This is a genomic window from Rhizobium oryzicola (assembly GCF_030504645.1).
In the GTDB taxonomy this organism is placed as follows: Bacteria; Pseudomonadota; Alphaproteobacteria; order Rhizobiales; family Rhizobiaceae; genus Neorhizobium; species Neorhizobium oryzicola.
This window is the reverse complement of sequence record NZ_JAUKWQ010000010.1, coordinates 74,487-95,376: the sequence shown is the minus strand read 5'-3', so window position 1 is coordinate 95,376 and position 20,890 is coordinate 74,487. Positions and strand designations below refer to the sequence as shown.

Genomic DNA, 20,890 nt, shown 5'->3' with positions numbered 1-20,890 from the left:
TGCGAAAATTCCCAGAAATCGAACAACGATTGGGAAAAAATGATCAATGGAATGGGATGACCTGCGTCACTTCGCAGCCTTTGCCGAAAAGGGTAGCTTGCTGGCAGCCGCGCGGCAGCTGGGTGTGGAGCATGCCACCATCAGCCGCCGCATCGAAGCACTCGAGGCATCGCTCAAGGTGAAGCTGGTGGACCGGCGTGGGCGCCGGCTTGCTCTCACACCAGAGGGCGAGAGAATTGCCGTCGTCGCCAGGGGGATGGAAGTGGAAAGCCATGCAGTGCGCCGGATAGCCGACGCCGCCCAGGCGGGGCTGACCGGGGACGTCACCATTACCGCGCCGCCCGCCCTTGCCGCGCATGTGCTGGCGCCTCACCTCGCACGGCTTGGGGCCGCCCACCCCAATCTGACGGTACGCATCCTTGGTGAAGCGCGGCACGCCTCGCTGGAACGACGGGAAGCCGATCTAGCGATCCGTCTCAGCTATCCGGAAGATCCGGAATTGGTGCGCGTCAAATTGATGGAGATCGCCTTTCGGCCTTACGCAAACCCGGCCTATCTCTCAAGAACGAAACGGGAGGATTGGATCTTCATCGCATCCGATGGAGATGTACGCACGTCACCGCAACAGAAGGCTCTGGATGCGCTTGTGGGCAACGGGCATTACGGCTTCAGTTCCAGCGATGTATCGATCCAGGCAAACCTCGCTGTCGGTAGCGCAGGCGTGGCCATGCTTCCGGATTTCATCGTTCAGGGCCTGCCACTGACCAACGCCCTGCCCGATGCCTCACCCTTGATCCGCGACGTCTTCCTGGTGATGCACGGCGATATGCAGCACACGCCCCGTATCCGTGCCGTCGTTGATCATCTCAGGCAGTCGATCCCGCGAGATGGGCAAACTCAGCCACCACCTGCTCATAGGCCGGCTTCTTGAAGGCGACAATCAGACCGGGCAGATCCTGCATGGGCTTCCAGTCCCACTCTTCGAATTCCTGATGCTGGCCAGCCGGCGGATGTTCGATATTGATCTCGCTTTCATCCCCCTCAAAGCGGAAGGCGAACCAGCGTTGTGTCTGACCGCGATATTTACCCTTGAGGCCAACGCCGATCAGATGGTCCGGCAGGTCGTAATTGATCCAGCGCGTTGCTTCCGCAAGGAACGAAACGGACTTGATCCCGGTTTCCTCGAAGAGCTCTCGGTAAGCGGCCTCGCGCGGATCTTCCCCGTCATCGATCCCGCCCTGCGGCATCTGCCAGAGCTGTGGCGACCCATCCGATTCCGTATTGCCTTCCGATACACGGCGACCAACCCAGACTAAACCCTGCCGGTTCAACACCATGATACCCACACAGCGGCGATAGGGCAGGTCTTCCGCCGAAACCTTATGATGCTTGCTCATGTCTTCCTCTCAATTGTCGTTGGCTTCGGAGACCAGCGCAGATACGCCCACCAGTTCGATCCCCCTGCCCTCCGCTTCGGAAACCCACTCGGATACGGCGTCGATCGTCTCGTCGAATGCGGAGGCAACGGCAATCGCGGTGCCCTTGCGCTGTGCAATCCGTTCAAGGTCATCCAGCTTGCGCAGGATCGCCTGCTTGTTCACCTGCGTATCAAGCGTCAGATCGGCAAAGCCATGCGGCACGTTCAACGGCTTGCCAACCTTTGCGGTCACCGTCTGGGCGGAGGAACCGTCATCCAGAAAGAGAAGACCGCGCTGGCCGATATCGCGCAGGACCGGCTCCAGCGCATCCGCATTGGAGAGATAGCGGGCGCCGAGATAGTTCATGATGCCCGTATAATTGGTGATCCTGCCCATGGCCTCGTGCAGACGCTTCAGATTTTCCTTTTGCGGCTGGCCTGTCATCAGTGTCAGCGGTCCGGGATCGTTGTTCGGATAATCGAAGGGCTCCATCGGGATCTGCATCAGGAGCTCATGGCCGCTGCGGCGCGCCTCCTGCATCCAGCGCTGCAGACTATTACCGCTGGCGGCAAAGGCGAGTGTCACGCCCGGCGGGAGCTGTTTGATGGCCCGTTGCGTGCCTGTCTGACTGAGGCCAAGCCCTCCGACCACAATGGCAATGCGGTTACCGCGCGCGCCGGACCAGGGCCGCGCATACTGATCCATGGGACGCAAACCATCCGGCCCCTTGATCGGCAGCCGGCCAAAGGGGCTTTCCTCCAGAAGGTCGTCATTGGGCTGGGCGGCCATGCGCGGGTCCTGCCCGATCCGCTGCGCATCGATGATCAGAGGACCGGACCCATCGCGCGGACGCGGCGAGAATTTTGTCACCACCGATCCGTCGTCCATGACAGTGCGCTCGACATTGGCTCCGTTCTTCGATGACTGCGACGGCTGTTTCTTGTCAGCAACCGGCGTATCCGAAGGAGGCGCGGCTTCCGGCTTGGCCGCCACCTGCACGGAGACAGGCGGTGCCTTCTCAAGCCCCGACGGGGCGCGAACGAGATAGAAGGAAAAGCCAAGAACGGCTGCGGCGACCAGCGCCAAGGCAGCCAGGCGAAGAGACGGGCGGCGCGGAGGCTTGCCCTTGCCTTTCCGATTCTGTCCGAGCGGAGCGTATAGATCTGTGCCCAAGGGTTCCGTCCGGATTCAAGAAGGTCGGGCAGAAGAACTGCCCGACCCGAATGAAGGAGTTATGGCAATGCGCCGCAGGTCAGGGCTTGATCGCAGCCGCAGCCTTGTCCGGCTGCGGTGGGAAGCTCGGATCGGTCTTGTTGCCACGCATCAGATCCAGTGCGTAGTTCAACTGAACGTCATCCTTGGCTTCCGGCGGAACGTAAGCGGCCGAGCCAGAACCTTCCTCCGTCTCACTCTGGCCCTGGATATGGCCGCGCAGGCTGGATTCGCCTTCGGGACGGATCTTGCCCTGCAGGTCCGCCGGCAGCGGCTGCTCGACCTTGATATCCGGCTTGATACCGGTGCCCTGGATCGACTTGCCCGACGGCGTGTAATAGAGCGCCGTGGTCAAACGCAGCGCGCCGGCATCACCCAGCGGGATGATGGTCTGGACGGAGCCCTTGCCGAAGGAACGCGTGCCGACGACGGTCGCACGCTTGAGATCCTGCAGCGCACCGGCCACGATTTCCGAAGCCGAAGCCGAACCGCCATTGACCAGCACGATGACAGGCTTGCCATCCGTCAGGTCGCCAGGACCGGCATTGAAGCGGCGGGTTTCTTCCGGATTACGGCCACGGGTGGAAACCACTTCGCCGCGCTCCAGGAAGGCATCCGAAACATTGATGGCCTGATCGAGCAGACCACCCGGGTTCAGGCGCAGGTCGAGAACATAGCCCTTGAGCTTGTCAGCCGGGACTTCCGCCTTGATCTTCTTGATGGCCTTTTCGAGATCGTCATAGGTCTTCTCGGTGAAGGAGATCACGCGCAGATAACCGACATCGCCGCCTTCAACGCGCGACTTGACGGCACGCACCGCAATCACGTCACGCACGACGGTGATATCGAGCGGCTTGTCGGCGCCCTTGCGCAAGATCGTCAGCTTGATCGGCGTGTTGATCGCACCGCGCATCTTTTCGACGGCGTCTTCGAGCTTCAGGCCCCGGACCGGCTTGCCGTCGATTTCGGAGATGAAGTCGCCAGCGAGAACGCCGGCCTTTGCAGCAGGCGTGTCATCGATGGGGGTGATGACCTTCACCAGCTCGTTTTCCATCGTCACTTCGATGCCGAGCCCGCCGAACTCACCCTTGGTCTGGGTGCGCATGTCGGCAGCATCCTTGGCATTCATGTAGCTGGAATGCGGATCAAGCGAGGAGAGCATGCCATTGATGGCGGCTTCGATGAGCTTCTGCTCATCCGGCGGCGTCACATACTGGGCGCGGACGCGCTCGAACACATCACCGAAGATCGAAAGCTCACGATAGGTTGAAGACCCTGCGGCCTGGGCGGGCACGCCGGCCGAATAAACGACGCTCATTGCAGTTGCGCCAAGCAACGCCCCAACAATGACAAGAGAAGCCCTACGAATCATTTCGTGCCCTTCCAGTTTCCTTTTCGGTCCACCACGGTTTCGAATCGACCGGTGTGCCGTCTTTTCTGAATTCAATGTAAAGCGTCGGGCGATCCGTTTCCAGCGCCAACGCAGTTGCGCTTGCCACTCTTTTCTCGCCCATCGTAGCGATGGGTTCACCTGAAAAAACGAATTTGCCTTGCCGCACGCTGACCTTCTCCATGCCGGTCAACACGATGTGATATCCATCGCCTGCGTTCAGGATCACCATTTGTCCGTAACTTCTGAAGGCGCCGGCAAAGACAACGAGCCCATCGGCAGGTGCCGTGACGACCGCGCCGGCATTGGAGGCGACCGTGATACCCTTGGCGGAATGTCCCGTTCCATCCGGATCGCCATAGGCCCGAAGCACATCGCCACCCACCGGCAGATCCAGCTTCTGCTTAAGGCTCGCGAAGGGATATGCGGGCGCAATGCGGTTTTTGTCGGGCACACCACTGTCCGCCAGTTGGCGTGCTTTCTCGCGTTCACTGTCGCTCAGCTGCTTGCGCCGCTCCTCTTCCAGGCGGGCCTTTTCAACCGCATCCCGCACGGAGGAAATTTCCCCTTCGAGCGAGCGAATGAGCCCCTCAAGAGAGGTCGCCTTGCTGGCCAGCTCCTCGGAACGGCGTCGCTCGGTTAAAAGATCGGCGCTGTTGACCTTATTCTGCTTGTCGTTTTCCGCCAGCAGAAGCTGCATGCGCCGGTCTTCCTCCTGGCTGGCTGCCATAGCGTCCGCCGCCTTGTTCTTCTCCACCAGTGCATCTACCTGCAACGTGGCCAGCGAGTGAAGATCTGCCATCAGCGCATCGGCTTCCGCGCGCATGCCGGGGACGACTGCACCAAGAAGAATGGCGCTGCGAACCGAAGCCAGCGCATCCTCTGGCGTGACCAGAAGAGCAGGGGGCGGATTGCGCCCCATGCGCTGCAACGCGGCCAGCACTTCGGCCAGCACGCCGCGACGTTCACGAAGCGAGGCGCGAATGCCGTCCTCCTTCACGCGCATGGTGGCAATCTTCTTTTCGCTGTCGCGGATCTTTGCGTCGAACTCCTTGCGCCGGCTGGCTGATTCGATCAGCGCCTGACGGATGCTCGCAGAACTCTTGTCCAGGGACGCGATTGTCTGCTCGATGGCTTGCGCCTTGTCCGTGGAAAGGCTGATGGTGCGGGACAGGTCCTGCAATTCTGCGCGCGTCTCATCCCGCTTCTTTTCCAGCGCCGCCACGGAAACCTCACCATCGCTTGGCTGCGCAGGCGTTTCGGTTTGTGCCGGGGAGGGCAGGCTGGCTGTTGTCTGGGCAGCAATCGGAGGTACCGACACGGAAAGGCACAGGCCTGCAAAAAGCAGCGGCCGCAGCGCTTTCATGCCATGTCTTGCGTCCCGCATTCCGTCCCGCACGCTTCCCTCGATCGTCGGAGATTAAGCCGATTTGCTTAACGATACCAGAAACAACATCGTGTTCCGGTCGGCGATGTCCTCAGACGCGGTGATAGGGATGACCGGAAAGGATCGTGACGGCGCGATAAAGCTGTTCGGCGATCAGGATGCGCACGAGTTGATGCGGCCAGGTCATGGACCCCAGATTGATGGTGGCATCGGCGCGGGAATAAAGAGCAGGGTCCAGCCCGTCGGCACCGCCGATGGCAATCACCATGTCGCGCTTGCCCTGATCGCGGTAGCGACCCAGCAGATCGGCAAAGGCGGGACTGTCGAGCGCCTTGCCGCGCTCATCAAGAAGAATGAGAACGCTGCCTTCGCTGAGCGTCTTGTCCAGCATCGCCGCTTCTTCGCGCTTGCGCGTCTCGGCGCTGGATGCACGGCTTTCCGCCATCTCCGCCACACGCGCAAACTCAAGGCCCACCGCCGGACCGGCCTTGGCGAACCGGTCCAGATAACGCGATGCAAGATCCTTCTCGGGTCCGGCCTTCAGCCGTCCCACGGCAAATAGGGTGATGCGCATGTCCGAATGCCTATCTCTCGGCGACCGAGCTTACCTTTCGGCGGAGCACGAGCCCAACCGCATCAATCGCCGTGAACACTGAAAGGCATCAGGCACGGGGCCATCAACCGTCAGTGCAGTGTTTCTTCCTCGTCCGGAGCCGCCCACATCTTTTCGATGTTGTAGAACTCCCGGATTTCCGGTCGGAACACATGGATGATGACGTCACCGCTGTCAATCAACACCCAGTCGCCGCTATCGAGGCCTTCGACGCGGGCGCTGCCAAAGCCCTCATCCTTCAGGTCCGACAGAAGATGCTCGGCGATGGCCGTGACATGCCGGTTCGATCGTCCGGACACGACCACCATGTAGTCGCCCAGCGCGGATTTCCCAGCAATGTTGATGGTGACGATGTCTTCGGCTTTGGAGTCCTCGAGGCTTGCGAGGACCAGTTCAAGAGCACGGGCAGCGGCATCGGCGCCACGTTCCAGGCTCTTCGGGGGAATGGCAGGCATTCTTCCCTTGGCGTGTACTGTTGTCAGGGTTGATCCTTTCTTCCAAGAACAGACACTTGCGGCGAGCGAACGCAAATCGCTCACCTCAGTAAGGTGGCATCGAATGGTTAATCTTTCAAGAGATCGGATTTTGCCGCATTCGCTTCATCATCGCCCGTCTCTGCCTTGTAACCCGCTCGAATGGCGGTGGAACTCAGGGGGGAGCGCGGTCCATGCAGGAAGGTCCAGGCCGGTGGGCGCTTGCGCCATAAGTGCAGCGCTTCGTTTTCATGCACCCTGGCAAAATGGAGGGCGCGCGCTGCAGCCGATGACAGGAAGGAGAGGGTCGCCCCCGGGCGATCGATGATGGCGATCGGCACGGTATCGGCAATCTGGCGCCATTTCTGCCAGCGATGAAATGTCTTCAGACTATCGGCACCCATGACCCAGATGAAATGGGCGCGGCGATTGCGCGCCACCACATGCGCTACTGTTTCGGCCGTGAAGCTGGTATTCAGCTTTTCCTCAAACGCCGTCACCTTGATGCGCGGATCTTCGATCAGCGCTTCACTCAGCGCAATACGTTCCTGCAATGGCAGAAGGTTGGAGCGGCTTTTCAGGGGATTGCCGGGCGTCACCATCCACCAGAGCTGATCGAGGCCAAGACGCTTCAAGGCCATTTCCGCCACCAGCAAATGCCCCTCATGCGGCGGGTTGAACGAACCGCCGAACAGCCCGACGACCATGCCGGCTTCCGCCCGCGGCATGGTCAGATAATGCTTGTCGACCCCCTCCACACTCACCTTGTGTCAGGGCCGCGTCTGGCCGGTGCCGTGCACGCGGTACTTGAACGAGGTCAACTGCTCGACGCCGACAGGTCCCCGCGCATGCATCTTGCCCGTGGAAATGCCGATTTCGCCGCCCATGCCGAATTCGCCGCCATCGGCAAACTGGGTCGAGGCATTGTGGAGTAGGATCGCTGAATCCAGCTCGTTGAAGAAGCGGGCGACAACATCGGCGTCTTCAGCAATGACCGCCTCCGTATGGTTAGAGGAGTAAGTGGAGATATGGTTGATCGCGCCATCGATGCCCTCGACGACAGCGACTGAGATGACCGCATCCAGATATTCCGTGCGCCAATCTTCTTCCTGCGCCGCCGTAACACCGGGATAGGCCGCCAATACCGCCTCATCACCGCGGATTTCGCAGCCAGCGGCTGCAAGGGCATCCAGGATAGGCTTCAGATGCGTGCTGACGACCTTGCGGTCGATGAGCAGCGTCTCGGCCGCGCCGCAGATACCGGTGCGGCGCATCTTGGCGTTGAGCACAATTTTGACTGCCATGTCGAGATTGGCAGAGGCGTCCACATAGATGTGGCAAAGCCCTTCCAGATGGGCAAACACCGGCACCCGCGCTTCCGATTGAACGCGCGCAACGAGGCTCTTGCCACCGCGCGGCACGATGACGTCGACAGCGCCATTGAGACCGGACAGCATGGCACCCACGGCTGCACGATCCCCCACCGGCACGATCTGGATCGCATCAACTGGAAGTCCAGCCTTGGCCAATCCAACCGACAGGCAGCGATGGATAGCCTGCGATGAAAGCAGCGAATCGCTTCCGCCGCGCAAAATGACTGCATTGCCCGCCTTGAGGCAAAGCGCACCGGCGTCCGCCGTCACATTGGGGCGGCTTTCGTAGATCACGCCGATCACGCCCAACGGTGTGCGCACGCGCTCGATCTGCAAACCATTCGGACGATCCCAGGCGGCAATGACGCCGCCGACCGGGTCGGGCAGGGCCGCGATGGCGCGAAGGCCTTCGGCCATTTCCGCCACCCGCTTCTCGTTCAGCGTCAGGCGATCGATGAAGGAGGGCAGCAAGCCCTTGCCTTCCACATTGGCGAGATCCTCAGCATTCGCCGCGAGAATATCAGGCGTTGCAGCAAGAATGGCGTCGGCGGCTGCGTTCAGCGCAGCATTCTTCGCCTGCGTCGTCGCCGTTGCCAGCAGCCGTGCAGCCTTCTTGGCACGGTTGCCGATATCCTGCATCAGCTGTTCGACATTGTCAGTCGCGACCTTATCCAGCATGGACAGCGCCCTTTTCCGTCTCTTCTTTCGCCTTTGCCTTGGCAATCACGCCCGTGACGACCAGATCGTCGCGATGCACCATGGCCGCACGACCGGCATAACCCAGGATCTCTTCAATCTCTGCCGATTTGCGACCGGCAATCTGGCGCGCTTCCTCGGCATCATAACTGACGAGACCGCGTGCGATTTCCCGGCCTTCCGCGCCGATGATGGCAACCGTATCGCCCCGGCTGAACGAACCCGACACGGAGCGAACGCCCGCCGGAAGAAGGCTTTTTCCCCGTGCCAGCGCCTGTTCGGCACCGGCATCGACAGTCAACTCGCCAGCCGGCTGCAGCTGTCCGGCAATCCAGGTCTTGCGGGCCGTGACAGGCGTTCCAGATGGCGCAAACCAGGAGGAACGCGCGCCCGTTTCAATCGCCTGCAATGGATTCTGTGTCTTGCCCGAAGCGATGATCATGCCGCAGCCGGCACCAGTCGCGATCTTGCCAGCATCGATCTTGGTGCGCATGCCGCCACGTGACAGTTCGGAGGCTGCCCCACCCGCCATGGCTTCGATGTCAGGCGTAATGGCTGGGATAACCGGCAGGAATTCAGCCTTCGGGTCGAGATGCGGTGGCGCAGTGTAAAGCCCGTCGATATCGGAGAGCAGGATCAAGAGATCGGCGCCGGTCATCGTTGCAACACGCGCCGCCAGACGGTCGTTGTCGCCATACCGGATTTCAGAGGTGGCAACCGTATCGTTCTCATTGATGATCGGAACCGCACCGAGCTTCAGCAACTGGTTGATCGTCGCGCGCGCATTGAGATAGCGCCGCCGCTCTTCCGTATCGCCGAGCGTCAGCAGGATCTGACCCGCGACGATATTGTCGCGCGACAGGCTTTCCGACCAAGCGCGCGCCAGCGCAATCTGTCCGACCGCCGCCGCCGCCTGGCTTTCCTCCAGCTTCAAAGCGCCGGGTGCGAGATCCAGAACCGTACGGCCGAGAGCAATAGCACCGGATGATACGACGAGGACGTCGACATTCTCGGCCCTCAGACGCGCGATATCGGCACAGACGGAATGCAGCCAGTCCTTCTTCAGGCCGCTGGCGCGATCGACCAGCAGGGCCGAACCGATCTTGACGACGATCCGCCGATGGGCGGCAAGGGGTTTGCGGCCGGTTGCCATTGTATCAATCCTCGTCATCCGCAACGTCATCTTCAATGCCGATGCTGCGATCAGGCAGGGCCGTCACGTCAGTTTCTCGCAAAATGACATCGCGCAGCGCGCGCAGAACATCCGTCATGCCAAGGCCAATGGGAGCTGAAATCAGGTACGGCTTCTGGCCGCAGGCCTTTTCCAGCTCCTTGGCCTTCTTCTTCAACTCCTTCTCGTCCAGCACATCGATCTGGGAGAGGGCGACGATTTCGGCCTTGTCTTCCAGGCCGCCGCCATAGGCTTCCAACTCGTGCTTGACAGTCTTGTATGCCTTGCCGACCTTCTCTTCCTGCGCGGAAACAAGATGGAGAAGCACGCGCGTGCGCTCCACATGGCCGAGGAAACGGTCTCCAATGCCGACGCCTTCATGGGCGCCTTCGATCAGGCCCGGAATATCGGCCAGCACGAATTCGCGGCCATCGATGGTGGCAACGCCAAGGTTCGGATGCAGCGTCGTGAACGGATAGTTGGCGATCTTCGGCCGCGCGCGGGTGACCGTTGCAAGGAAGGTGGACTTGCCGGCATTCGGCAGACCAACGAGACCGGCATCCGCAATCAGCTTCAGACGCAGCCAGATGGTCTTTTCAATGCCGGGAAGACCGGGATTGGCCCAATCCGGTGCCTGATTGGTGGAGGACTTGAAATAGGCATTGCCGAAGCCGCCATTACCGCCGGCGGCCAGACGATAACGCTGGCCCTCCTTGGTGAGATCGACGATCAGCGTCTCATTATCCTCTTCCAGGATCTGGGTGCCGACCGGCACCTTCAGCGTCACGCTGGCGCCATTCGCCCCCGTGCGATTGCGGCCCATGCCGTGAACGCCGATGCCCGCCTTGAAATGCTGCTGGAAACGGAAGTCGATCAGCGTATTGAGGCCATTGACGGCTTCCACCCAGACATCGCCGCCGCGTCCGCCGTCACCACCGTCAGGACCGCCGAACTCGATGAACTTCTCGCGCCGGAACGAGACTGCGCCTGCGCCGCCATCGCCGGAGCGAATATAGACTTTTGCTTCATCGAGAAATTTCATCAGAGTGCCGTTCGTTTCTATTCTGGCGGCGTAATATTGCGCGGCCAGCTTTTTTCTGTCGGTTTTCGATATCGCTGCTGGCCCTGAAGGTCAAAGCTTATCGTTGGGTTTCATGTTGCATGCGGCGGCGGAACGCAAACGCATCCCGCCGCCTGCACCTCATCAACCTCACGGTCGCTGAAAGTTCTCGGCACTCAGCCGTGTTTCCAGATGCGGCACCATGGCGCTGCGCGAGAGGCTGTAGATGTCCGAGCAGCGCTGGATCCGAAAGCCAAGCTTTTCCTGGATACGCAGCGACGCCTGGTTATCGGCAAAGGCGCCGGAATGAATGTCCGTCTGCGGCATGCGCCGCAGAAAACGTTCAATCACCGCGGAAACCGCCTCCGTCATCAGGCCGTGACCCCAGTAGAAGCGGTTCAGCCAATAACCGAGATGCCAGTGCCCATGCCTGATCTCCAGACTGACGCAGCCGATATGGACGCCATCGCCTTCCGTGATCGCCAGGCACCAGTCCGGCAGGGTGCCGGACCGGATGGTGTTCAACCAGTCGAACGCGTCATCCCGGCTATAGGGCAGGGGGACGCGTGCCAGCATGCGCACCACCTGCCAATCGTTCAGCGAACTTGCTATCGCATCCGCATCACTCATCCGGTGGGGCCGAAGCACAAGCCGGTTCGTTTCGATGATGGGGCAGGGGCCAGGCGTCTGTGCAAGGGCCTGGGGCTTCGAGCGAATAGCGATCATCGCATTTCCCCCCAGCTCTTCAGTGACATCCAGGTCTTGCGGTCCAGCCGGAACCACTCGACCGGCACCATGCCGCCCAGCGCCAGCGAACCGACCATGCCGGAACCCTGGAACTGGAAGCCGCACTTCTGGATGACCCGGCGAGACGCGACATTGGTGACCCGGCACCGCGCATCGATCTGATCGATCTCGCGCGAGCGAAATGCCATGTCGATCAGCGCATGCGCTGCTTCCGTGGCATAGCCGTTGTTCCAGTAAGGTTCGCCAAGCCAATAGCCCATTTCAAGCGTGAGAGGGTCATCCGGATGCGGTTCGAGACCGCAGCAACCGAGAAAAGCCCCGTTATCCGCTCGTGTGATGGCATAGACGCACTTGCCAATCCCGCCGATTTTCGTGCGTCGCACGAAGTCGGCAGCGTCTTTTGCCGTATAGGGGTGCGGCATGCGCGACACCATGGTCGCAATAGCCGCATTGTTGGCGAGATGGGAAAGGGCGTCGATATCGTCTTCATGGGGTTTGCGCAGAACCAGTCTCTGCGACAATAAGACGGGGCAATCGCTCCTTAACCGTTGCGGTCTCAACCGCTCTTCGGGCGACCGGCTTTGGCCGCTCCTTAACATTTCCGCTTGCATGGTTCAGTCCTCCTGTGGGGCAAAGAAAAAGGGAAGGTGGGTGACGTCCCATCTTCCCTTTTTTCTGGTCTGAACCTTTTGCGGGTATCAGCCGGGTCGATGAGACGCCGGCTGTTTTAACGCGCTACCGGCTATTATTCCGCGGCTTCCGCTTTTGGCATAACGGACACGAATACTCGGCCGTTACCCTTCGTACGGTAGTTCACATTGCCGGCCGTGAGTGCAAAGAGGGTATGGTCCTTGCCGATGCCGACATTGGCGCCGGCATGCCACTGCGTGCCGCGCTGACGAACGATAATGTTGCCTGCGATGACGGTTTCGCCGCCGAACTTCTTCACGCCAAGGCGCTTGGATTCAGAATCGCGACCGTTGCGCGAGGAACCGCCAGCTTTTTTATGTGCCATTGGAGTTCTCCTTTAAACCTTCGAAAATCCTGAAACGATCAAGCGACGATGTCGGTGATACGAACAACGGTGTGGTGCTGGCGATGGCCGCGAATCCGCTTGGAATTCTGACGACGACGCTTCTTGAAGGACAGAACCTTCGGACCACGGTTGTGCTCGACAACTTCGCCCTTGACGGTAGCGCCAGCCACGAAAGGCGCGCCAACCTTGGCATCGGCACCTTCGCCGATGATCAGGACTTCGTTGAATTCGATGACTTCGCCAGCGGCGACGTCGAGCTTTTCGATGGTGACCACATCATTGGCCGCCACGCGGTACTGCTTACCGCCGGTCTTGATGACTGCGAACATATTTTATCCTTTCATGTTCGATCCGGCTCTGCCCGTTCGATCAGAACAAGCGGCCGTCTTTTTATCAGTCTACGTTGAGCAGGATTCGAAAGATAAACTCTTCAGAACCGGTCTGCCGGTGAAATCCCCCGCATGACGCAGAGGACAAAGACGAGGAAACCCTTTTCCACGCCTGATGACGTGCGGGCTTACGTGAGGGCTTGTGAAGTGTCAAGGCAAAATGCGGAAAACTTTGCGATTTCGCCCTTGCCAGTCCGAACGATCATCGCTATGAGACAGCCCGCGCAAGCTTGCGCCGACCAATGTGACCGGAGAGGTGGCTGAGTGGTCGAAAGCACCGCACTCGAAATGCGGCATACGGGCAACCGTATCGTGGGTTCGAATCCCACCCTCTCCGCCATGCCATTTTTATCGTCAGATAATTAGGCATTGGCAATCAACGCGCAGTTGGTTTGCGCCTCACGTCCCCTGAACCAAGTTTCAAACAGCGCCACTCTGCATGTTCACATTTGCGTCGCAATGGTTTGTTGCTGAGGCTTCATAACGAAGCTCTTATTTCATTGCCTCCCACCGCATTAGCGCTACTATCCTTGATGTAACGAACGGATGGCTTTGGGAGGAGCAATACGTGAAACGCATGTGGCCAGACGAATTCGCCGCTCTTTTGGATGGCGCAGAAGAGACGGAGCTTCATATTTCGCCGGTAACGCAAGGCAATAGCCCGCCTGAAAAGTCAGTAACGCGCAAGGCCCTGAGGGCTCGCATCACGCAACAGGACTTCGAGAAGATTTGGCCGCTGGCCGAGGCTCGCTATCGCCTTGGCGGACGACTTACGGGCAAGGCCATTACGCTGATCACCAACAATCCGCACTACAAGACCTGGCATCCGTCCGATGGCGGCAGCGTCGAGGACGCCTCGGATAGTGGTCATCGCTATACAACCCATTACGTGGTGGTGCATTTTCTCCTGGATGACGTCCGGGAACCTGTGGAGGCATGACATCAGCAGATGGGCTGAGTCGAACCTGTCAGCAACGTCTTCAGTCGCTTGGGGTGCAAAGATGGTCTTTGCACCCATCGGGGTTATTTGGCGCTGAACCATTGTGGTCCAGATCGGTGAAGCTAGCGTAAGGTTGAAACGCAGCATCTGCTTGTGTTCCGCAACTGAGCGAGGATAGACCGCATGGGCGAACAGCCACGTGTGACCGTCTGGTATGATAGTCAGTGCCCGCTCTGCGCACGCGAGATCGCCTGGCTTCGCCGGCTCGACAGGCACAGTGCTATCCACTTCATTGATGCCTGCGATCCCAAGGCAGGCTGCCCAATTGATCGGCAGGAAATTCTGTCGCGCTTTCACGCCATGGAAAATGGGCGCCTGATTTCCGGTGCAGCAGCCTTTGCGGCAATGTGGCGGACGATACCGAGTCTTAAAGTGCTGGGCATGCTGGCGGGATGGCCGCCTCTCACACCGATCTTCGAAGCTGCCTATCTGGCATTTCTGCGAATCCGACCAAGGCTTCAGGCATGGATGCATAAGGCCGGCAAAGGCTGACGAACCCTTATGTGCGCTCCATCTTTCAGCTGCGTTTCAAATCCAGCTGCGTGGTCACCACCGTTTTGCCGGAGCTCGGATCCTTGTCGATGGTGCGGATACGAAGACCGTTATCGCCCACCTTCTGGATGGTCATGGTCGCCTTGCGATCACCATAGATTTCGTTAGCCCAGGTCACATCCAAGTTGATGGTGTTTCCGCTGCGGCTGCCTCTCAGCGTCGAGGCTTTGCCGGAAACCCCCACATAGGTTCCGGCATAAGAGGTTCCGGATGCCTTGACCCGAGCGTTGAAGCTGCGCGTCACCACCACGAGTGCACGGCAAGACCCATCCATGGAATAGCTTTGGGCAGACGCCATCGACTGCATGTTGCAGGACACATTGACCTTCGGTCCACCGAGGTTTTGCAACACGATGCCACCGCCGGTCCACCGGCCTTCGATTGATTTCAGAAAGGCTTCTTCAGAGGCAAACGCCGCAGCGGGCGCCAGCATCGCAGAGGCAATCACAGCAGCAAAAAGACGACGCATGGGAAGCTCCAATTGGTTGATGGAGGACAACACGCGAGCCTTTCGAACGTTCCCCCTCGCACCTCTGCAAGGCGGACCCACACATCCGCGATCAACGATCGAGATCTTCAAACACTGCCCGGCCTGCTGTCAGATCGGTCACCAGCGCAATCATATCCGCAGCGTAATCCCTCGGGACCCTTACATCCAGTCTGGCGCCAGTATCGGTGAAGACTTCCGAAACGATCTGACTATCCGCAATGGCAGAGATCCGCGCCTTCACCACGGCCAGATCCGCAAAGCGCAATGTGACCGATAGCGCGGTCATGGCGATGAGGCGGCTCTTGGGCGCAAGCCGTAGACACTCCGCCGCCGTGCCGCCATAGGCTCGGATCAGTCCGCCGCTGCCGAGCAAGGTACCGCCAAACCAGCGCGCTACCACCACGGCCACACCATCCAGATCCTGCCCGTCGATCGCCTGCAGGATGGGTTTGCCCGCCGTTCCGCTCGGCTCGCCATCATCGCTGAAGCGATAGTTCTGGGCCAGCCGCCAGGCCCAGCAATTATGGTTGGCATTGCCATCGCTATGCTCGGCTATGAAGGCTTTGGCCGCAGCTTCGTCCGAAACAGGGCCGGCAAAGGCGATAAAGCGGCTGCGCTTGATCTCGTGTTCGGCAGTGTGGATGTCGCTGAGGGTAAACATGTGGAACCGTTTAGCGAAGGTGGAGACAACTGCAAAGCCGATTTGCACCGCAACAGAGGCGCGACAGATGGGGGAAGTCATGCCATAAGGGCGGCGATTTCTGACAGGGCTTCTATCCGCACCATGATCCGCATCGAAAACATCTCCAAGCAGAACAGTCATCGGCTTCTTTTCATCGAGACTTCGGCCGCCCTCAACAAGGGGGAAAAGATCGGTCTTGTGGGGCCGAACGGTGCCGGCAAGACGACCCTGTTCCGCATGATTACCGGAGAGGAACTGCCGGATGAGGGGCAGGTCTCGGTCGAGAAGGGTGTCACCATTGGCTATTTCGATCAGGATGTCGGTGAGATGTCCGGTCATTCCGCCGTGGCCGAGGTGATGAATGGGGCAGGGCCCGTCAGCGAAGTGGCAGCCGAACTGCAGGAACTGGAAGCCGCCATGTCCGATCCGGACCGGATGGACGAGATGGAAGCCATCATCGAGCGCTATGGCGAGGTGCAGGCGCGTTACGAAGAGCTGGATGGATACGGATTGGAAGGCCGGGCACGCGAGGTGCTGGCCGGTCTCTCCTTCAGCCAGGAGATGATGGACGGCGATGTCGGTCGTCTTTCCGGCGGCTGGAAGATGCGCGTGGCGCTGGCCCGCATTCTCTTGATGCGGCCAGATGTCATGCTGCTCGACGAGCCGAGCAACCACCTGGATATCGAGAGCCTGATCTGGCTGGAAGGGTTCCTCAAGACCTATGACGGCGCGCTCTTGATGACCTCGCATGACCGGGAGTTCATGAACCGGATCGTGACCAAGATTATCGAGATCGACGGCGGCAGCCTCAACAGCTATTCCGGCGACTACGCCTTCTACGAGCGCCAGCGCGAGCAGAACGAGAAGCAACAGCAGGCCCAGTTCGAACGACAGCAGGCGATGCTTGCCAAGGAAATCAAGTTCATTGAGCGCTTCAAGGCACGTGCCTCCCATGCGGCGCAGGTACAGAGCCGGGTCAAGAAGCTCGACAAGATCGATCGCATCGAACCGCCGCGCCGCCGTCAGGTGGTGGCCTTTGATTTTCTGCCGGCGCCCCGTTCGGGTGAAGATGTCGTGAGCCTCAAGGGCGTCGACAAGGCCTACGGCAACCGGGTGATCTATGAAGGTCTCGATTTCATGGTGCGCAGGCGGGAGCGCTGGTGCATCATGGGCGTCAATGGTGCGGGAAAATCAACGCTGCTGAAACTCGTCACCGGTACTACAGAGCCGGATAAGGGCGTTGTGAACATCGGCGCCAGCGTGAAGCTCGGCTATTTCGCGCAGCATGCCATGGACGTGCTGAACGGCGAAAGCACGGTTCTCGGTTGGCTGGAGGAAAGTTTTCCCAAGGCGGGACAGGCGCCGCTGCGCGCGCTTGCCGGTTGCTTCGGTTTCTCCGGCGACGACGTGGAAAAGCGCTGCCGCGTTTTGTCTGGTGGCGAGAAGGCGCGTCTTGTCATGGCCGCCATGCTGTTCGATCCGCCCAATCTTCTGGTGCTGGACGAACCGACGAACCATCTGGATATCGACACCAAGGCGATGCTGATCAAGGCCCTCTCGACGTATGAGGGCACCATGCTCTTTGTCAGCCACGACCGCCACTTCCTCAGCGCGCTTTCCAATCGTGTTCTGGAACTCACGCCCGATGGCATCCACCAATATGGCGGCGGCTATACGGAATATGTGGAACGCACCGGTCAGGAAGCGCCGGGCGTGCGGGGATAGTTTCCAAGTTCTTACTGCCGAACTTGGAAAAGTAATAGGCAATTATTCCCATTGACGACCATGACTAATGAGGAATATCTTCCTCTTCATGAAAACACGATTCCCTGTCCTCCTCCTGCCCCTGATTATCACGTCTCTCGCCACGCCCGCGTTGGCGGAGACTGTGGTTGAGGGGCCGGTCCAGGCGGAGGTGATCCGAGTGGTCGACGGAGACACCATTCTTGTTTCTGCAAAACCCTGGCCCCAGCAATCGATCGAAGTCTTTGTGCGGCTCAGAGGCATCGACACGCCGGAACTGAAATCGCGCTGCGAAACGGGGCGGCAGGCGGCGGAGGCGGCACGGGATGCACTGGAAAGCATGATTGCCGATACATCCGAAATTAAACTGACTCATATTTCCGCCGACAAGTATTTCGGGCGGATCGTAGCCGATGTGGCGCTGGAGGACGGAACGAACCCGGCAGCGAAGTTACTCGCTGCCGGGCTTGGAGCACGCTACAGCGGCCATGGCCGCAAGTTCGATCTGTGTCGCGACGAATGACGCCGCGGCACAGGTAGCCGGACCTTAAGCTTCAATCTTGTTCTGGCGGTTTTCGATCAGGTCATCGACGACGGCGGGATCCGCCAGCGTCGAGGTGTCACCCAAGGCTCCGAAATCGTCCTCGGCGATCTTGCGCAGGATACGGCGCATGATCTTGCCGGAGCGGGTCTTCGGCAGGCCCGGCGCGAACTGGATCTTGTCCGGCGCGGCAATCGGTCCGATTTCCGAGCGCACGTGCTTGATCAGTTCCTGGCGCAGAGTATCCGTACCCTCATGTCCCGCCATCAGCGTCACATAGCAATAAATGCCCTGACCCTTGATGGAATGCGGGTAGCCGACAACGGCGGCTTCCGAAACGAGGTTATGGGAGACCAGAGCCGATTCCACTTCCGCCGTACCGAGGCGGTGACCGGAAACGTTCAGCACGTCGTCCACGCGGCCGGTGATCCAGTAATAGCCATCTTCGTCACGCCGGCAGCCATCACCGGTGAAATACTTGCCCTTGTAGGTGGAGAAGTAGGTTTGCACGAAGCGCTCGTGATCGCCATAGACGCTGCGCATCTGGCCCGGCCAGCTGTCGGTGATGCAGAGATTGCCGTCTGCCGGACCTTCCAGCACATTGCCTTCATTGTCCACCAATTGCGGCTTGATGCCGAAGAAGGGCAGGGTGGCGGAGCCGGGCTTCAGATCGGTCGCCCCGGGAAGCGGCGTGATCATATGGCCGCCGGTTTCCGTCTGCCACCAGGTATCGATAACCGGGCAGCGCTTGTCACCCACCACATTGTAATACCATTCCCAGGCTTCCGGGTTGATCGGCTCGCCCACGGTGCCCAGCAGGCGCAGACTGGAGCGGGAAGAGCGCGTAACGAACTCGTCTCCGGCTCCCATCAAGGAGCGGATGGCCGTTGGCGCCGTGTAGAAGATATTGACCTTGTGCTTGTCGATCACCTCCCAGAAACGGCCCTGATCCGGGAAGTTCGGCACACCTTCAAACATCAGCGAGGTCGCGCAGTTCGCCAGTGGCCCGTAGACGATATAGGAATGGCCGGTCACCCAGCCGACATCGGCTGTGCACCAGTAGATATCGCCGTCGTGGTAATCGAAGACATATTCGTGCGTCATGGCGGCATAGACCAGATAGCCGCCGGTGGTATGCAGCACGCCCTTCGGCTTGCCGGTAGAGCCGGAGGTATAGAGGATGAACAGCGGATCTTCCGCCTTCATCTTCACCGGCTCGCAATGGCCCTTCACGCTGGCGATTTCCTGATGATACCAGAGGTCGCGGCCCGGCGCCCAGGCAGTCTTGCCGCCGGTGCGGCGCACGACCAGAACCTTGTTCACGGTCACATACTGGCGTGCCGCGATATGGATCGCCTTGTCGGTGTTTTCCTTCAGCGGCACCGGCTTGCCGCCGCGTACGCCCTCGTCGCAGGTAATCACGAAGGTCGACTGGCAGTCGACAATGCGGCCGGCCAGCGCTTCCGGCGAGAAGCCGCCGAAGACGACGGAATGCACGGCACCGATGCGAGCGCAGGCCAGCATGGCATAGGCCGCTTCCGGGATCATCGGCATGTAGATCGTGACCCGGTCACCCTTCTTGACGCCGTGCTTCTTCAACACGTTCGCCAGACGGCAGACCTGATCGTAAAGCTGGTTATAGGTTATCCGCTTGTCGATATAGGGATTGTCGCCCTCCCAGATGATGGCGGTGCGCTCGCCATGCGTCTTCAGGTGCCGGTCGATGCAGTTATAGGAAACATTGGTCAGCCCGTCCTCGAACCACTTGATCGCGACCTTGCCCTTGAAGGAGGTGTTCTTGACCTTCGTGTAGGGCTTGAACCAATCGATGCGCTTGCCGTGCTTGCCCCAGAACTTGTCCGGGTTCTCGACGCTCTCCTCGTACCATTTCAGGTACTTCTCCCGATCGATCAGGGCCGCCGCCTTCACCTGCTTCTGAACCGGATAGACTTTCTGGGACATACGAACTCCTCCTCATGCATGCGCGGACATCGATCCGGCGAACGCTACTCCTAGGCTGATTCTTATCAGTTGGAACGAGGGCTTCAATTAGACAAACGATCAGCATGCTTGAAGATTTGCAATTTCATCGCAAAGCAGTTATAGACGCGGTTAATTTCCGGAAATTGTGGTTTTACCCCCACGTCCCGCGGCACCGGCGCGGACGACAGAAGGATTATATCCATGGCTCAACAATTGCTGATGCCGAAGGCGACCGCAGTCTGGCTGGTCGATAACACAGCCCTGTCCTTCGATCAGATCGCCCAGTTCTGCAAGCTACATCCGCTGGAAGTGAAGGCCATCGCCGACGGCGAAGCAGCCCAGGGTATCAAGGGCCTCGATCCGATTGCGACCGGCCAGCTTTCGCGCGACGAAATCGGTCGTGGCGAAAAGGATATCAATTACAAGCTGAAGCTTCTGGATCCCAAGGTTCGTGTGCCGGAATCCAAGCGTCGCGGCCCGCGTTACACGCCGGTTTCCAAGCGCCAGGACCGCCCGAACGCCATTCTTTGGCTGGTGCGCAACCACCCGGAACTGAAGGATGCGCAGATCTCGCGTCTCGTTGGCACCACCAAGTCGACCATCGAGCAGATCCGCGAGCGCACCCACTGGAATTCTACCAACCTGACGCCGATGGACCCGGTCACACTCGGCCTCTGCAGCCAGATCGATCTTGATCTGGAAGTCGAACGCGCTTCGAAGAACCGTCCGCTGCCGACCGCTGCGGAACTGGGCGCGACGCTGCAGGCCGCCTCTGAAACCGAAAACCTCGGCTACGGCTACGATCGTGAAGAGGAAAAGGAAATCGACGCGGATGCCGTATTCGCCAAGCTTTCCTCGCTCAAGTCGACTCGCAAGGACGACGAGGACGAAGATCGCTACTGAGCGATCTATCAATTGTCTTGAAAAGAACCGG

Annotated in this window: 23 protein-coding genes and 1 tRNA gene; 7 read left to right on the top strand and 17 right to left on the bottom strand. The window is 59.7% G+C overall.

Features of this window, described 5'->3' with window-relative positions:
- Window positions 1–46 precede the first annotated feature (46 nt).
- Window positions 47–931, top strand: a complete 885-nt coding sequence (locus Q2T52_RS21995) for a LysR family transcriptional regulator (protein ID WP_302079027.1) — start codon at window positions 47–49, stop codon at window positions 929–931.
- Here Q2T52_RS21995 and Q2T52_RS21990 read toward each other — a convergent pair.
- From Q2T52_RS21990 to rplU, 14 genes are all read right to left on the bottom strand, one after another.
- Window positions 867–1,397, bottom strand: coding sequence for an RNA pyrophosphohydrolase (locus tag Q2T52_RS21990; RefSeq protein ID WP_302079026.1), 531 nt, complete (start codon window positions 1,395–1,397; stop codon window positions 867–869). The genes Q2T52_RS21995 and Q2T52_RS21990 overlap by 65 nt on opposite strands.
- A gap of 9 nt (window positions 1,398–1,406) precedes the next feature.
- Window positions 1,407–2,591, bottom strand: coding sequence for a divergent polysaccharide deacetylase family protein (locus Q2T52_RS21985; protein ID WP_302079025.1), 1,185 nt, complete (start codon window positions 2,589–2,591; stop codon window positions 1,407–1,409).
- A 79-nt stretch (window positions 2,592–2,670) separates the two neighbouring features.
- Entirely contained in the window at window positions 2,671–4,002 is a 1,332-nt protein-coding gene (locus Q2T52_RS21980; RefSeq protein ID WP_302079024.1) for a S41 family peptidase, read from the bottom strand.
- On the bottom strand, window positions 3,992–5,386 hold the full coding sequence (locus Q2T52_RS21975) for a murein hydrolase activator EnvC family protein (protein ID WP_302079023.1): 1,395 nt from the start codon (window positions 5,384–5,386) through the stop codon (window positions 3,992–3,994). Before Q2T52_RS21975 ends, Q2T52_RS21980 begins: the two co-directional genes overlap by 11 nt.
- Before the next feature lie 112 nt (window positions 5,387–5,498).
- Window positions 5,499–5,981 carry a 23S rRNA (pseudouridine(1915)-N(3))-methyltransferase RlmH gene (rlmH, locus tag Q2T52_RS21970; RefSeq protein ID WP_302079022.1) on the bottom strand — a complete coding sequence of 161 codons (483 nt, stop codon included), beginning with the start codon at window positions 5,979–5,981 and terminating at the stop codon, window positions 5,499–5,501.
- A 110-nt stretch (window positions 5,982–6,091) separates the two neighbouring features.
- Window positions 6,092–6,475, bottom strand: a complete 384-nt coding sequence (gene rsfS / locus Q2T52_RS21965; protein ID WP_302079021.1) for a ribosome silencing factor — start codon at window positions 6,473–6,475, stop codon at window positions 6,092–6,094.
- Window positions 6,476–6,582: 107 nt separating this feature from the next.
- Window positions 6,583–7,257 (bottom strand): nicotinate-nucleotide adenylyltransferase, encoded by a 675-nt coding sequence (locus tag Q2T52_RS21960; protein WP_302079020.1) that lies wholly within the window; start codon window positions 7,255–7,257, stop codon window positions 6,583–6,585.
- Window positions 7,258–7,263: 6 nt separating this feature from the next.
- Window positions 7,264–8,544, bottom strand: coding sequence for a glutamate-5-semialdehyde dehydrogenase (locus Q2T52_RS21955; RefSeq protein WP_302079019.1), 1,281 nt, complete (start codon window positions 8,542–8,544; stop codon window positions 7,264–7,266).
- The gene (proB, locus tag Q2T52_RS21950) at window positions 8,534–9,715 is read right to left on the bottom strand and encodes a glutamate 5-kinase (protein WP_302079018.1); all 1,182 of its coding nucleotides are present in this window, start codon (window positions 9,713–9,715) and stop codon (window positions 8,534–8,536) included. Before proB ends, Q2T52_RS21955 begins: the two co-directional genes overlap by 11 nt.
- A 4-nt stretch (window positions 9,716–9,719) precedes the next feature.
- Entirely contained in the window at window positions 9,720–10,775 is a 1,056-nt protein-coding gene (gene obgE, locus Q2T52_RS21945; protein ID WP_302079017.1) for a GTPase ObgE, read from the bottom strand.
- A gap of 168 nt (window positions 10,776–10,943) precedes the next feature.
- A complete protein-coding gene (locus tag Q2T52_RS21940; RefSeq protein WP_302079016.1) occupies window positions 10,944–11,519 on the bottom strand; it encodes a GNAT family N-acetyltransferase in 576 nt (191 codons plus the stop codon).
- Window positions 11,516–12,151 carry a GNAT family N-acetyltransferase gene (locus tag Q2T52_RS21935; RefSeq protein WP_302079015.1) on the bottom strand — a complete coding sequence of 212 codons (636 nt, stop codon included), beginning with the start codon at window positions 12,149–12,151 and terminating at the stop codon, window positions 11,516–11,518. Before Q2T52_RS21935 ends, Q2T52_RS21940 begins: the two co-directional genes overlap by 4 nt.
- A 134-nt stretch (window positions 12,152–12,285) precedes the next feature.
- Entirely contained in the window at window positions 12,286–12,555 is a 270-nt protein-coding gene (gene rpmA, locus Q2T52_RS21930) for a 50S ribosomal protein L27 (protein ID WP_302079014.1), read from the bottom strand.
- 38 nt (window positions 12,556–12,593) lie between these two features.
- On the bottom strand, window positions 12,594–12,905 hold the full coding sequence (gene rplU / locus Q2T52_RS21925) for a 50S ribosomal protein L21 (RefSeq protein ID WP_302079013.1): 312 nt from the start codon (window positions 12,903–12,905) through the stop codon (window positions 12,594–12,596).
- A 310-nt stretch (window positions 12,906–13,215) separates the two neighbouring features.
- On the opposite strand from rplU, the gene Q2T52_RS21920 reads away from it, so the two are divergent.
- From Q2T52_RS21920 to Q2T52_RS21910, 3 genes are all read left to right on the top strand, one after another.
- Window positions 13,216–13,305 (top strand) — tRNA-Ser (locus Q2T52_RS21920).
- A gap of 237 nt (window positions 13,306–13,542) precedes the next feature.
- Entirely contained in the window at window positions 13,543–13,905 is a 363-nt protein-coding gene (locus tag Q2T52_RS21915) for a hypothetical protein (protein ID WP_302079097.1), read from the top strand.
- A 183-nt stretch (window positions 13,906–14,088) separates the two neighbouring features.
- A complete protein-coding gene (locus tag Q2T52_RS21910) occupies window positions 14,089–14,457 on the top strand; it encodes a thiol-disulfide oxidoreductase DCC family protein (protein WP_302079012.1) in 369 nt (122 codons plus the stop codon).
- A 25-nt stretch (window positions 14,458–14,482) separates the two neighbouring features.
- Here the strand turns inward: Q2T52_RS21910 and Q2T52_RS21905 are convergent, their stop codons facing one another.
- A complete protein-coding gene (locus Q2T52_RS21905; RefSeq protein ID WP_302079011.1) occupies window positions 14,483–14,986 on the bottom strand; it encodes a hypothetical protein in 504 nt (167 codons plus the stop codon).
- Between the two features lie 91 nt (window positions 14,987–15,077).
- Window positions 15,078–15,668 carry an IMPACT family protein gene (locus Q2T52_RS21900; RefSeq protein ID WP_302079096.1) on the bottom strand — a complete coding sequence of 197 codons (591 nt, stop codon included), beginning with the start codon at window positions 15,666–15,668 and terminating at the stop codon, window positions 15,078–15,080.
- A 123-nt stretch (window positions 15,669–15,791) separates the two neighbouring features.
- On the opposite strand from Q2T52_RS21900, the gene Q2T52_RS21895 reads away from it, so the two are divergent.
- Both Q2T52_RS21895 and Q2T52_RS21890 read left to right on the top strand, forming a co-directional pair.
- Window positions 15,792–17,414: an ABC-F family ATP-binding cassette domain-containing protein gene (locus Q2T52_RS21895; protein WP_302079010.1), complete on the top strand. Its 1,623-nt coding sequence runs from the start codon at window positions 15,792–15,794 to the stop codon at window positions 17,412–17,414.
- Window positions 17,415–17,502: 88 nt separating this feature from the next.
- Entirely contained in the window at window positions 17,503–17,955 is a 453-nt protein-coding gene (locus Q2T52_RS21890; RefSeq protein WP_302079009.1) for a thermonuclease family protein, read from the top strand.
- A 24-nt stretch (window positions 17,956–17,979) separates the two neighbouring features.
- Here Q2T52_RS21890 and acs read toward each other — a convergent pair whose 3' ends face one another.
- Complete coding sequence (gene acs, locus Q2T52_RS21885; protein WP_302079008.1) at window positions 17,980–19,935, bottom strand: acetate--CoA ligase; 1,956 nt, start codon at window positions 19,933–19,935, stop codon at window positions 17,980–17,982.
- Window positions 19,936–20,157: 222 nt separating this feature from the next.
- Here acs and Q2T52_RS21880 point away from each other — a divergent pair, with 222 nt between their 5' ends.
- Window positions 20,158–20,859, top strand: a complete 702-nt coding sequence (locus Q2T52_RS21880) for a DUF1013 domain-containing protein (protein ID WP_302079007.1) — start codon at window positions 20,158–20,160, stop codon at window positions 20,857–20,859.
- The last annotated feature ends 31 nt before the right edge of the window (window positions 20,860–20,890 follow it).